Annotated in this window: 12 protein-coding genes and 1 pseudogene; 3 read left to right on the top strand and 10 right to left on the bottom strand. The window is 63.9% G+C overall.

Features of this window, described 5'->3' with window-relative positions; genetic code table 11:
- Nucleotides 1-780: 780 nt before the first annotated feature.
- Nucleotides 781-1,116: a hypothetical protein gene (locus DQP57_RS24685; protein ID WP_226057880.1), complete on the bottom strand. Its 336-nt coding sequence runs from the start codon at nt 1,114-1,116 to the stop codon at nt 781-783.
- A gap of 88 nt (nt 1,117-1,204) precedes the next feature.
- Between DQP57_RS24685 and DQP57_RS24680 the strand changes: the two genes are divergently transcribed.
- Both DQP57_RS24680 and istB read left to right on the top strand, forming a co-directional pair.
- Nucleotides 1,205-2,566, top strand: coding sequence for a Mu transposase domain-containing protein (locus DQP57_RS24680; RefSeq protein ID WP_008257509.1), 1,362 nt, complete (start codon nt 1,205-1,207; stop codon nt 2,564-2,566).
- On the top strand, nt 2,563-3,414 hold the full coding sequence (gene istB / locus DQP57_RS24675) for an IS21-like element helper ATPase IstB (protein WP_008257435.1): 852 nt from the start codon (nt 2,563-2,565) through the stop codon (nt 3,412-3,414). The genes DQP57_RS24680 and istB overlap by 4 nt, the downstream gene beginning before the upstream one ends.
- Nucleotides 3,415-3,909: 495 nt before the next feature.
- Here istB and DQP57_RS24670 read toward each other — a convergent pair.
- The 8 genes and pseudogenes from DQP57_RS24670 to DQP57_RS24640 form a co-directional block, all read right to left on the bottom strand.
- Nucleotides 3,910-4,171 (bottom strand): annotated as a pseudogene (locus tag DQP57_RS24670) (type II toxin-antitoxin system RelE/ParE family toxin).
- A gap of 845 nt (nt 4,172-5,016) precedes the next feature.
- Nucleotides 5,017-6,267 (bottom strand): MFS transporter, encoded by a 1,251-nt coding sequence (locus tag DQP57_RS24665; protein WP_008257507.1) that lies wholly within the window; start codon nt 6,265-6,267, stop codon nt 5,017-5,019.
- A gap of 48 nt (nt 6,268-6,315) precedes the next feature.
- The gene (locus DQP57_RS24660; protein WP_014942261.1) at nt 6,316-7,710 is read right to left on the bottom strand and encodes an MATE family efflux transporter; all 1,395 of its coding nucleotides are present in this window, start codon (nt 7,708-7,710) and stop codon (nt 6,316-6,318) included.
- An 11-nt stretch (nt 7,711-7,721) separates the two neighbouring features.
- Nucleotides 7,722-8,804 (bottom strand): alanine racemase, encoded by a 1,083-nt coding sequence (locus DQP57_RS24655; protein WP_346427305.1) that lies wholly within the window; start codon nt 8,802-8,804, stop codon nt 7,722-7,724.
- Nucleotides 8,720-9,094 carry a hypothetical protein gene (locus tag DQP57_RS27555; protein ID WP_346427306.1) on the bottom strand — a complete coding sequence of 125 codons (375 nt, stop codon included), beginning with the start codon at nt 9,092-9,094 and terminating at the stop codon, nt 8,720-8,722. The genes DQP57_RS24655 and DQP57_RS27555 overlap by 85 nt, the downstream gene beginning before the upstream one ends.
- Nucleotides 9,085-10,107, bottom strand: coding sequence for an ornithine cyclodeaminase (locus tag DQP57_RS24650; protein WP_014942259.1), 1,023 nt, complete (start codon nt 10,105-10,107; stop codon nt 9,085-9,087). The genes DQP57_RS27555 and DQP57_RS24650 overlap by 10 nt, the downstream gene beginning before the upstream one ends.
- Before the next feature lie 81 nt (nt 10,108-10,188).
- Nucleotides 10,189-11,286: a PLP-dependent cysteine synthase family protein gene (locus DQP57_RS24645; RefSeq protein ID WP_008257503.1), complete on the bottom strand. Its 1,098-nt coding sequence runs from the start codon at nt 11,284-11,286 to the stop codon at nt 10,189-10,191.
- A gap of 236 nt (nt 11,287-11,522) precedes the next feature.
- Nucleotides 11,523-11,954 (bottom strand): hypothetical protein, encoded by a 432-nt coding sequence (locus DQP57_RS24640; protein ID WP_225325412.1) that lies wholly within the window; start codon nt 11,952-11,954, stop codon nt 11,523-11,525.
- A gap of 514 nt (nt 11,955-12,468) precedes the next feature.
- Between DQP57_RS24640 and DQP57_RS24635 the strand changes: the two genes are divergently transcribed.
- Complete coding sequence (locus DQP57_RS24635) at nt 12,469-12,759, top strand: metal-sensitive transcriptional regulator (protein WP_008257501.1); 291 nt, start codon at nt 12,469-12,471, stop codon at nt 12,757-12,759.
- 169 nt (nt 12,760-12,928) lie between these two features.
- Here the strand turns inward: DQP57_RS24635 and DQP57_RS24630 are convergent.
- Nucleotides 12,929-13,183: SHOCT domain-containing protein (locus tag DQP57_RS24630; RefSeq protein ID WP_133259307.1), on the bottom strand; the 255-nt coding region annotated here is incomplete at its 5' end.

Below are 13,183 nucleotides of genomic sequence, written 5' to 3'. Positions count from 1 at the left end.
CGTCGTACTTCTTCGGCATGATGCGAACAACCTTCCCTCGAAAGAAGGTGTGCATCGAACTCGGGGCGGTTCAGGTGTCGCTCGTGTCTAGGACGGCGCCCGGTGGCAACCCGTCGACTGTTTTCCTGCAGGTACCGAAGCACTGAGTCCTCGGCCTCTTGTTAGCTTTTCGGGATCTTCGGTGACGGCGCAATGGGTGTGGGTTCCATGGGCCCTCCTGGAATCATTGTCGCGCCGGATGGGGCTGATGGCCCCGACCCGGTGTGCTTGGTTGGATTGGTCGATGAGCATGTTGCAAGAACACCGGCGGTCAACAGAACAGCGAATACCTCGAGCAATTCGCCAGGTTTTGTCTTTACTTTCATTCTCGTGTCACTTCGGTGGTGTCGCATCGGTGCGTCCGGCGATGATGTGCCCTGTGTTATCGAGCGCGAGGTTCCCACTGTCCGAGCCACAAATACGAAACCGGAGTCGGCAGAACAGCTTGGGCTTCACCCCAACACCAACGTAACTGGTTTGCACCACCGTCAGGACCGATGAAGGCTACGTAGAAGCCATTCCGAAATTGCTGGCGAGGTCAAACCCGCGAAGGGGAGCCCGTCAGTCTTTCGCTGGACGGGCCCGCTGATTAAGAGTCAGCGGGCCCGGACGGCTGTCGGCGGATAGTGGATGGGCGGGGTAATCAGAGCGCGGGTTATGTCGACAGTAGTGGCATTGATGTCTGAGGCTCGGTCGCCTTGACGCTAAAGTCGGGGGGAGACCTCGCTGGCATGGCTGCTTTCAGGTGTGATCCAGTTCGTCGAGGTTCCCGTCAGCCCACTCTTCGGCGGACGCCATGGCTTCCGGATGATCGGACATCCATTTGCCGTGTGCCATGCATCGCCGGCGCAACTCCTCCTGGTCTGTGTCTCGCTGAGGCAACCCGACGTAAGCATAAATCTCTTCCTCGCTGAATGTGCGGCCTGCGCCGTGATCGGCTTCTGCTGCGATCAGCGAATCACGAAAGCCTGGTAGTGCCAACCAGAAGTCGGTGTCGTCGCCATCGTCGTCGGCCGACCGATCAGCCTTGACCGCGCTCACTGAAATTCCCCACTGACGCTCATCGAAAATCCCCACTCGTGTGGCTCCGCCGAGAAGGGCGGGCCCCCTTCGAAGCTTCTGGTGTCTGACGCCAGTTGCTCCATCGAAGGAGGCCCGCTTTCTCATGCTCACATGGGAGGACGATGTGGAAGTACATGCCCTACGCAAACGTGGTTGGACGATCTCGGCGATCGCCCGACACACCGGCTTCGACCGCAAGACGGTCCGCAAGTACCTGGCCGGCGACGGCAAGCCGGGGGTGCGTGCCCGGCCTGACCCTGATCCGTTCGATCCTTACGTCGACTACGTCACCGCGAGGCTGACCGAGGACCCGCACCTGTGGGCCCGCACCCTCTACGACGAACTCGAGGATCTCGGGTTCGTCCTGTCGTATCAGAGCCTGACGCGCAACATCCGCATCCGGGGTCTGCGACCTGTCTGTGAGGCGTGCCGGACCGCCACGCAACGCCCCAACGCGGTAATCCCACATGCGCCGGGTGATGAAACCCAATGGGACTGGCTGGACTTGCCCGATCCACCGGCATCGTGGGGTTGGGGCAAGGCCGCGCACCTGCTGGTCGGCTCGCTGTCGCACTCGGGCAAGTGGCGCGGCTATCTGGCCCCGAGCGAGGACCAGCCGCACCTGGTCGCCGGTCTGGACCGCGTGACCCGTGGCCTGGGAGGGTGCACGCGGGTGTGGCGCTTTGACCGGATGGCCACGGTCTGCGATCCGGGCAGCGGGCGGGTGACCGCCTCGTTCGCCGGGGTGGCCAAGCACTACGGCGTCTCGGTGGCGATCTGCCCGGCCCGGCGCGGTAACCGCAAGGGGGTGGTGGAGAAGGTCAACCACACCGCCGCGCAACGCTGGTGGCGCACCCTGGCCGACGACCTCACCGTCGAGCAGGCGCAAGCGAGCCTGGATCGCTTCGCCCGGGTGCGAGGCGACACACGCCTGCGCTCCACCGCCGACGGCCGCTCCTCGGTCGCCGTGGTGGCCAAAACCGAACCACTGCAACCGGTACCGGCGCAGGCGTATCCGGTGATCGTGGCCGAGATCCGCACCGCCTCGCGCCAAGCGATGGTGTCCTACCGCGGTAACCGCTACTCGGTGCCGCCGGAACTGGCCGCCGCCAATGTGGTGGTGTCACATCCGGTCGGCGGGCAGTTCTGCGACATCGCCACCATGAGCGGGATCGTGATCGCCCGACACCGACTGGCCGCCGACGGGCTCGGCGTCATGGTGCGTGACAGCGGCCATGTCATCGCCCTGGACGCCGTGGCAATGGCCACCGCGGCGACCGGACGCCCGCACCGCCGCAAGGAACGCATCCCACCCGGTCCGGCAGCCAAAGCCGCTGCCGCACAACTGCTTGCACTCAAGCAGCCATCCAACACCTCAAGTGAAACGTCCACTCCGTCAACCGATTCCACCGTCATCGATCTGTCCGCCTACGAGCGGGCCGCGCAGAACAGGACCATCCAATGACCCCTACTCCACGCACCAACAAGGCCCCCACCAGGACCGAGGAATCGCCATCGGCTGCGGCGAGCCGCTATCAGCAGCTGCGCTCGCACCTGGCCGAGCTCAAACTGGCCGCGGCCGCTGAAGCCCTACCGGCGGTGCTGGATCAGGCCACCGCCGAGGGGCTGTCACTGACCGTGGCGTTGGAGCGACTGCTGGCCGTGGAGGTCGAGGCCAGCACTGCCCGACGGTTGGCCGGCCGGTTGCGGTTCGCCTGCCTGCCCACCCCGGCCACCCTGGCCGATTTCGATGTCGATGCTGCCGCCGGGATCGACCGCAAGCTGATCGACGAACTGGGCACCTGCCGTTACCTGGAAACCGCGACCAACATTCTGCTCATCGGCCCACCCGGGACCGGAAAAACGCACCTGTCCGTCGGGTTGGCCCGCGCTGCCGCCCATACCGGCTACCGGACCTACTTCACCACCGCCGCCGATCTGGCCGCACGGTGTCACCGTGCCGCGATCGAGGGACGCTGGGCCACCACCATGCGGTTCTACGCCGGACCGACCCTGCTCGTAATCGATGAACTCGGATACCTGCCGCTGCCCGCCGAAGCCGCTTCGGCGCTGTTTCAGGTTGTCTCCCAACGCTATTTGAAGACCAGCATCGTCATCACCACCAACCGCGGGGTGGGTGCTTGGGGAGAAATCCTCGGCGACACCACCGTGGCCGCCGCCATGCTCGACCGCCTGCTGCACCGCTCCGTGGTCATCAACCTCGACGGCGAGTCCTACCGGCTACGCGACCACCACGACGCCGCGGAAACCCTGCGCCGGACCACCACCGGCACCCGCCAACCACTACACTGACCGCTGCTCACAGGTGAGGAATTTCGGCGAGCACACCTGGGGACTTTCGATGAGCGCCGTCAGCCTTACCACTCACGCCATCAGGGTAGTGGCCTAGCCTGACGCGGAGCAGGGGTTGGCGACTTTGACCTGTATGCCGCCGATATCGACAAGATCTACGTCGAGGGCAAGCCTAAGCAGCTGCTATCGACAATCGATCTCGCTAAGAAGCACGGCGGCTGCGCAGCGAGGTAGTCAGCGTGGACATGGAACTAACCCAGACACAGAGGTCACGAACCATTTCTGGTTTGTGACTTCATGCGTCACAGTTCGTCGAACCGCTCCATGTGGGCGAAAAGTGACTTGCAGTCCGGAGTCCCAAATGTCCGGTCTCGATCTAGTTGGCGGTCACTTACAGGGAGCGCCAGCAAGGATTCGACTCGGAAAGCTGTTGCGTATCTATGAAGTTGGCGGTTCCCAATGAAAATCCGACTGCCAGGTCTTGGCAGTCGCATGTCAGTCTAGGTGCCGCTCGACGTCCGTGTGCCTGTGCAGGATGCGCACTACGTCGATCAGAACTCCGCTGGCGGCAACGCGGTAATAGAGCGTGTGTGAACCCGCAGCATGTCGGCGGTAGCCGACACGAACCTCGTCGCAAGGCCTCCCGATGAGTGGGGTTGTCCGCCACAAGCTCAATAACTCGCTGAATCTCGCGCACGTACGTTTCGGCTTGGTTGGCACTCCACCGGTTACGGGTGTAGTCCCAGATCTGCTCCAGGTTGGACTGGTAGCAGGGGACACCAGGCGCTTATTTCATTGGCTTGACGCGATGTCCTGAGCTTATTTCACTGGCTCGGTGCGATGTCCTGGCAACCAGGCAGACATACCGTCTTGCACTCCGCGGTCTGTCTCTTCCCCTAGGGTGGGGCTGCCCGGAGTAGCTGTGTCTCGACAGCTACAGCTGAGTGTGCCGAACGGATTCGGGTCAGCACTTGTCGCTGGGGCTTGTCCGAGGGAGCCGACAGCGATTGCAGTGCTAACCAGTATCCTGATGATCACCTGGGTTACCCCTCATCTACCGGTGATTTGTCATCGCATCTGCGACTTGATGCGCCCGCAGGCCGCAGAGCTATACGCAGGCCATCATCTGTAGCCAGCGGATACAGTGGCATCGGGTAAACGTCTCTCGGTGTGATCTACACTACCCCCGTACGGTACCTCCGGTCAATGCTCGGTTTCACGCGCCAGGTGTAAAGGCACGCCGTCATCAGGTCTGCGCGCGAGGCCGTGTGACCCGCCACCGGCCGCCCCTGTTGTTCCCGATAGGCCCCAGTCAGTTCCGATCTCGTGCCGGATTGGCACTGTGAGGTGGTGAGCCATGATCAGTCGTTCGCCTTCGCCGCCCCGCCAATGCACATCGTCTAAGCCGGAAAGCTTCCGCTATGGGCGCCCCCGGGAGGTCGCGTAGCCATCACCGCCGCTTTCGTCGGGGTGCCAACGCACCGACTTGAGCTGGCGTGGCCTCGCTGGAGGTAAGGATCGCGTGGGGATTTGATCGCTTACGCATCGCCCTGACTGTATGTAGGCGCCGAACCGTGCTGCGGCCCACCAACAGCCGGCCGCTCAGGTGGGCAAAATGTCAGAGTGGGCGGGCTGCAGGCGGTGGGTCCGGTCTAGGCGGTGTAAGGCCACAGCGGCGACGATTCCGACGAGAACCAGTCCTGCCCATGCCAGTTCGCCCAGGCCCATTTGTCGTGCGGCGCCCATAACCGCGCCCGTGGCCAAATTACCGACGAGGATTCCGGCCCCGATGATGGTGTTGTACAAGCCGTAATGGGTGGCGACCAGTCGGCCGCCCAGCGAGACCACAATGTCCATCTCGAATGGGAAGACTGCGGCCGAGCCGATGGCCAGCAGGCCCGCAGACATCAGAAGCGCCGCGATCGCCGGCAGAGCGCCGAAGCGTTCGCGGTCTGGGACGACGATCAACGGCAGGAACGACGCTGCCATTATGGTCAGGCCCACGGCCAAACTGCGTCTGGTTCCCCACCTCTCGGCGAACCAACGGGTGATGCGCAATTGTCCACCAACCGCGGTGAGCCCTGAAACGGCGAAAAGCGCCGCGACTAGTAATGAATGAGATCCTGGCGCCAGCACCGACGCCTGCAACGGCAGTGCGAGATTGATCTGAAACGAGAGCACATAGGAACCGATCATCGCCGCGGCGAACAACAGGAAAGAGCGGTTAGCGACGACGACCCGCCAATCTTGCAATATCGAGGTCTTCTCCGGCGCTGGGTCGGCGCGGCGGCGAGGCAACGCCAGTAGTTGCACGACTGTGAGCACGGCGAAGACGACCGCCGCGCCGGCCGCGGCGACCCGAAAGTTTATGGCCATCAGGACAAGTCCAACAATTGGGCCAAGCAAGATGCCGGCGTGATTGAAAATATTGAACATCGCGAACGCCTCGACACGGCGGACGCCGACGTCGGCGGCCAGATACGCGCGAATCGCTGGGTTGAACAATGCACCGGCGAAACCGGTAGCCGCGGCGGCGATCAACACGGCGGGCAAGGACTGGCCCGCCACCAGTAACGCGAACCCACCGATGCGCAGTAGACATCCGGCCACGATCAGCCACTTGTAGCCCAGCCGATCGGCCAACGTGCCCCCCACGATGAACATGCCCAGCTCAGAGAAATCCCTGGTACCCAGGACCAGCCCGACAGCCCACGCCGCCAGCGCGAGCGGGCCGGCCAGGTAGCCGGCCAGATAGGGCATCAGCATGTAGAAACCGACGTTGATGCCGAACTGATTGATCAGCAGAATCCGGCTGGGCGTGTCGAACCCGCGAAACCGCGCCACAAAACCCACTGACCGCACCCTATACGTCAATTCCCGCTATCAAAACGCAGGCGCCGGTCAGACTGCTTGAGGCAGATCCTTGCGGAACCGTCGCAGCAGCAGCGCCGCCGTCGCGGCGAAGCCGGTGCTGAGCCCGGTCCACACTCCGGCCCCATGCAATTGCGCCGGGAACGCTAGGAGCAACATGGCGGGCAGGCCAACCAACCAATACCCGATCGTGGTTGCTCGCAAGCCGGCTTTGGTGTTGCCGATGCCCCGCAGCAGTCCCACGGCGATGTTTTGGGTGAAGTCCACGATTTGCTGAATTATCGCGAAGAAGAGGAAGAATTTGGCGATCACAATAGTGGCCGAATCGGCGGGGTCTAAAAATGGCCGTAAAACCCAGTAGGGGGCTACCACGTAGAGCAGTCCGAGTGTCACCGTGCTGATTACCCCTAGGAGAAGCGCGACGACCGCTATCTGCTCGGCCTGCCCTTTATCACCTTTGCCGGTCGCACGGCTGATGAGGATGGATGATCCGTGGGATAAGCCGATGCTGATTTGGAAGGCGATGCGGGTCAGCTGAGTCACCACATTGTGCGCGGCCAGCACGATGGGGCCGAAGGTTCCCATCACCACGGCGGCCAGCGAGGTGATCCCGGCTTCCGAGCCGTACGTCAATGAAATAGGGACTCCCAACCGCAGGATGTGGCGGGCCATTTCAGCGTCGGCATTCCAGCCGTCGATCGACAGCAGCGGGGCGAGGTGATTGTCACGGCGCAGGATGAAATAGAACGCCGCAACAGTGAGTACCTGCACCAGCGTCGTTGCCAGTCCGATGCCCGCCAAGCCCAGCCGGGGGAGGCCCAGCAGTCCGTAGATGAACACCAAATCCAGCGCCGCGTTCAGTGCGATGGAGGCGATGCTGACCGCCAACAGGGGACCGGGGCGGCGCATACCAACGGAGAACTGCCGCAACACATTCAGCCACACCATCGGAACCAGCCCTGGAGCTAAGGCAATCATCATGGGTCGCGCGAGGGCCAGCACGTCTTTGTCCACCCCGAAGACGGGCAATACATAGCCCAAAGCGATCAGCGCGGCGCCGAGAAGGACAGCCGTCAAGGTGGCCACCAAGAAGGCGGATCGGTTGATCTGGCGGATCTCCGTGTGCGCCTTGGTGTCTGGGCGGTCGCTTCCGGAACGTGCCTCCCCTTGAGCGGCCGCAGTGGCGACCAGGTTTCCCACCGCCGTGACTACACCGACGCACATGGTGCGCATCAGGTTGTATAGGATCGCGGCAAGCCCACCAGCGGCGATGGCTTGCACCCCGATGAGGCCCATCATGGCCAAATCGGTGGTGGTCAACGCAACTTGGGCGAATTGCACACCCGCGATGGGCGCGGCCAAAGCGGTGAGCTGCCGGCCGGTGCGCATCAGGGGAGCAAGCCGCACCCAGCGGTTTTCACCCACGGGCGCCCGGCTCACAAGCGATCGCCATTCTGGTCGGGGCGCCAGCGAAACCGGCCCTCGTCGTCACAAGTCACCTCGAGTTTCGGCGGCAAGGGGAGCCCATGGAACTCGGATTCGTTCTTGTCCATCTGGTAGCCAGCGGTATTGGGGTAGATCAGCAGGTCACCATAACGCGGCTGCCGCGGTAGCTCCACTTTTCGCCAGGTCAGCATGTCATAGTCCAGGCAGCTAGCCCCGCCGACGCAGCATCGGACCGGGCCTGTCGACTGCAGCTCGTCCGAGCTTTCTTGCGGCCACAGCGTCGGATCCGGGAGGAACTCGCTGGATTTCCACTGCTCCGACAAGCTCATGCTCAGCCCGAGAACGGTGATGATCCCGTAGTCGCCGCGCCGCTTGAATCCCTGCACGGGAAAAACGGTGAACCCTGCCCCGTTGAGCAACGCGCGGCCGGGCTCGAGCAGGAGCTTGGTTCCCGTCGTGGCGAATCGGTCGCCGACGGTGCCTTGGCCGCCGGCGTCCTCGCTGGAGAGGATTGCGGCCAACATGTCGGCCCCGGTCGGCTTCTGATGATAGGGGTAGAAGTGGGTGAACGTCTTGCCGGCGTGAAAGTCGCTTTCGGTGCTGTCGCGCAAGAACCGGTCCCACGTCTCGCCGTCGAGGTAGCTCACTGCGAATCCGCCGCCGATAGAAATGGACGTTGCCGCCAGGCCCTGCGCTCGTGCCTCAACAACACGGTCAACCAGCTGGGCCGCCAGCTGCGCACGTGGCGCGACCTCGTACCCGTTGAGGTGAAACGAGAATCCTTCCATGGACACACGCGACCGCTGCTGGGCGCATTGTTGTAGCGCGGCGTCCAATTCAGTGGGGTCCAGACCAAATCTGCTGTGCGGGTTCACTTCTGGAAGCACCCGCAACATGATCCGGACGCTCTCGCCGCGATGGGCCAGCGCGATAACCCTGTCGAGCTCGTCGAGGGCGTCCACTGCGATCAAGCAACCGTGGCGGGCGGCTAGCCAGAGCAGATGTTCGCTTTTGGCGGGCCCGGTGACCACGATGTCTGAACCGCGCACACCGCAACTAAGCGCATGAACCAATTCCGGGGCGCTGGCTGCATCGACACCTGCGCCGAGCTGCGCGCAGACGCGCAACAGCACCCCGCCTTGTTGGCTTTCTTGGCGAAGAATACTTGCCCTTCCACGCCCGCCGAGTCGAGCACATCGGTAAACGCCTTCAGGTTTCGGGCGAACTGCGGCGCGAACAGCACGTGAAACGGGCCTCCGACCGCATGAGCCATATCGGCTACTAACGAACGATCAGATATGACTTCCCGGAACCATTCCGGCTCTACCGCCGGCAGCGACAACGGCGTCTGTGCTAGCTCCACAGTTTGATTTCCTGTCCGCGTCCACGAGCGATCGCTTGGGCGGCCAGTTCGTGCGCCACCGGGATGTCGGTGATGGCCATGCCGCTATTGAAAACGAAGACCCGGTCATCCTTGTCTCGCCTGCCCGGTGCTTGTCCGGCGAGGATGTCGGGAAGCTCGGCGTCCAAGCGTAACGAGCCGTTCTCGTCGGCGAAGCGGGTGCCTGTCACCGCCAGTTGGCCCGCGCTCGTCGCGGCGGCGTAGTCGGCGTCGCGCAGCGAGGACGAGTGCACGCCGGTCCCGTTGACCGAGACGAACAGCGCCCCTGGCTTGAGCCAGCTGGTGCGGAACTTGACCTCGGTGGCCGGGCCAGCCGACGTCGCGACTAGAACATCGGCTTCGTTGGCGGCTTTCTCGGGGTCGGTGACGACTTCGATGTCTCGGTCGGGGTGCTGCTCGCGGACATACGCGCGCACGGCGGCGATGCCATCCGGATGGGTGCCGAACAACAGCAGCCGATCCAAGTCCGGCAGAGCAGTCAACAGGAACGGAAAGGTGTATCGGCCTTGAGCGCCCGAACCGGTCACCAGCGCGGTGCGGGCCCCCGGCATTGCGCATGCGCTCGCGATCAGCGCGGTGTTGGCGGCCGTTCGTAGCGCGGTCACTCGGAAGCAGTCCATAAACGCTATCGGCAAACCCGCCTTATCGTCGTAGAGCGTAATGGTGATGTATTCTTTTTTCCCGTCGTCGTTTTGCATGTAATAATCTTTAAACGCCGTGATTTGTGAACCGCCGTCATAGCCGGGCATCGCATAGGCAGCCGAATCCCGGTACGGCGAGCGCATCATGATTTTCGCCGGCGCCCGAGATGAACCATCGGCCACTCGCAGATAAGCGCCCCTGACCAGCTCCATTACCTCACTGGGACTGATCGCAATGTCGGCGATATCGCTGCGTGTCAGCACGCGCAGCGCAACGTCCTCGCGGTCCAGAATCTGCTGTACCGGTTGGCTGCCTGTTGCTGCAGAAACCATTACTGTATTACGTCCTCTCGTGTTTTTGATTCAGTGCAGTGACCCAATGGGGATCCTGCTCGTGCAATTCGTGCAGCGGGGCTATGCAGGAATCTTCACCTCGACCGAGCCATTCCCCGCCTGAATCCCAGCAGCTGCTTTGCGGATCGGTACCGCCCCGCGCAGCAGTGTGGGGTTGGTGATGGTGGTGGTGCGTGTCCAGGAGGTGATGACGTGTTGGTTGGGGTCGATGAGGGTGGTGGGTTGGGGAGTGGGTTGCCAGCCCAGGAGCTCGTGTTGGCGGCAGTAGTCGTCGTTGTAGATGGTGTCGAAGTAGCGTTGGGGTCCGTCGGGGAAGACGGCGGCGATCCGGGTGTTTTTGGGGTAGGTGCGTGCGGCCCAGCCGGCGACCAGCGCGACGGCGCCGACGCTCCAGCCGCCGCTGGCGAACTGGCTGGCCGCCAAGGTGCGTGCCGCCCAGACGGCTTCGTGTGGGGCCACCCAGTGCACCTCGTTGAAGGCGGGGTAGTCGATGTTGGCCGGGTGGATGCTGGAGCCCAGCCCGCGCATCAACCGGGTGGTGGCCGGTTGGCCGAAAATGGTCGAGCCGATGGTGTCGACCCCGATCAGTTTCATGTCGGGGTTGAATCGGCGCAGCACCCGGGCCACGCCGGCGGAGTGTCCGCCGGTGCCTACCGAGCAGACCAGGACGTCGACGTTGCCGAGCTGGTCCATGAGCTCTAAGCCCAGTGATTGGTAGCCGGTGATGTTGTCGGGGTTGCTGTATTGGTCGGGGCACCAGGCTCCCGGCTCGGCGGCCAGGACTTGGGCGACGCGGTCTTTGCGGGCCTGTTGCCAGCCCCCGATCGGGTGGGGTTCGGTGACCAGGTCGACTTGGGCGCCGTAGGCGGCCAGCATGTGGCGCACGATGGGTTCCATGCCGGTGTCGGTGACCACGGTGACCGGGTGCCCGTAGGCTTGGCCGGCCAGCGCTAGGCCCAATCCGAGGCTGCCGCTGGTGGAATCCACGATGCGGGCCCCGGGCGCGAGCTCGCCGCGGGCGCGGGCTGCTTCGACCATGTGCAGGGCGGGGCGGTCTTTCATGCTGCCGCCGGGGTTGAACCCTTCTAGCTTGGCCCAAAACCCGCGATCGGGTGGGCTCAGCGGGGCCGAGATCCGCAGCACCGGCGTGTTGCCCACCAGGGCGGCGGGTCGCCGGGAGGTGGCGGGGGCGGGTGGTGCGCAGTCCCGCGGCTTGATGACCTTCAGTGCCGGAACGGGGTGAACGCATGTGTTGTCGAGAGGAAGAATTTCAGCCATGGGATTCGTCGCTTTCACGCGGGAGCCGCGAATATCGGTGCGCGGCACATGGTGACAGGGGGTCAGCGATCGCCGGCCGCCGCCACAAAGGGCAGAAACGACCTGGCGCTGACCAGTCAGCGACGAGACAGGCAGAACCGCGTCAAGACGTCTTGACCGGTAAGCGCAAAAGCCGGGGTACGGGGCGGGCCCCGCCCGGCGCGCACCGCAAACCGGGCCGGCCCAGCGGTCAGGGCCACGGCCAGCACCGCACCCAACACCGCCAGCGTCGCCAACGCGGCACCCGAGCGGGGCAGCACCGCTGTGGTGAACTGCTCATGATGGCCGCCCGAGGACCCCTTAGTCGCATGCGGATGATCGACGTTAACGGTGAACTCGCCACCCAGCGAAGCCACCAACGCGTGGGCTGGATGGCCTAGCGAAGACTGGGGATGCCCCAGGATGCTGTGGGCGCCGATCAGCACCCCCCACATCGCCAACCACGCCGCAGCCCCAACCGCCACCGCGTACCGCAGCCGTGGCGTTCCGCTAGCGCTGGCCAATCTCATAACACCCCGACCGTAGCACCGCCGGTCGTGGCCATTCGCGCTCCAAATCGAGTCGATGCCCGGCCGAGACCTGTCCGTGATCGATACCCCATCAGCCGCCCGTGGGGGTCGGCCGAAGGCCCGAACGAAGGCAGGGGAAAGTCCACACCAACGACGATACGGTCTGTACCCCATACCCGCAAAGGGTAGTGCGGCTCCAACTTCGCGTGCCGATACACGCGGCGTCGAGAGGGTCTGCCTTGCGCCGTCATAGCCATACGGGTGACGGCACGTTGCCCTGACGTGCGAGGCTACGCGAGCCCGGAATCGGGCACGGGCCCAGGTGCGCCCTCTAGCGGGCGATCACCCGTTGGGCGCGATACGGCACGGTACGTGCCATAATGAGGCCCATTAGCACTCGCATTTCCGCGATCCTGGCACCGCTTCCACGACACCGACGCCATTGCGATGGCTGACCCTCGTCACTACGCAGTAGGCGCAGGTCTCCCCGATGACCAAGACGCTGGGAGGATAGATGACAACCCCACTCGGATATTCGGCGCAAAAGGACAATTACGCCAAGCGACTGCGCCGCATCGAGGGCCAAGTCCGCGGCATCGCGAAGATGATCGAAGACGACAAGTATTGCATCGACGTCCTCACCCAGATCAGCGCCGCCAGCAGCGCCTTGAGGTCAGTCGCGCTGAATCTGCTCGACGAGCACCTTGACCACTGTCTGACCCGCGCCGCCGCGGAGGGCGGCGACCAGGCCCACGCGAAATTGGCCGAAGCCTCCGCCGCAATCGCACGACTTGTTCGCTCTTGATCGCTGCACGCGTGCATCCATCCGCTGCCGGTGGGGCTCACACGACGCAGTGAGGCGAACGGGCCGCGACAATCCGCGAGCGCGGTCGCACCGCATGACGCAAGCACACGTCGCTCACCCTTCGCGAGGGATTAAGCGCCGGGTAACGAACACACGGCATGGGCCTAAATCATCTTGGCAGCAGGCGCATTCTCTGTTCGTCGAATTCTTGCTGCGTCAGGATTCCGGCGGCACGCAGCGACGCCAGCTCGCGCAGCTCGGCAGCGATGTTGATCGCTCCGACCGGCGAAACCTGCGGGGCGATTGCTGGGGCGTTTGTCTTGTCCTTCTTGTTCGGGTCGCGGGGGGCCTTCGCCGTCTCGGCCCGGCTTCGCTCCCGACCCAACGCGCTCGTGCCGGCCATCGCGCGCCCGGCCATGCTCGC

It is taken from the genome of Mycobacterium colombiense (assembly GCF_003284935.1).
Taxonomy (GTDB): Bacteria; Actinomycetota; Actinomycetes; order Mycobacteriales; family Mycobacteriaceae; genus Mycobacterium; species Mycobacterium arosiense_A.
Note: the sequence above shows the minus strand (reverse complement) of the source record. Positions and strands in the feature narration are given on the sequence as shown.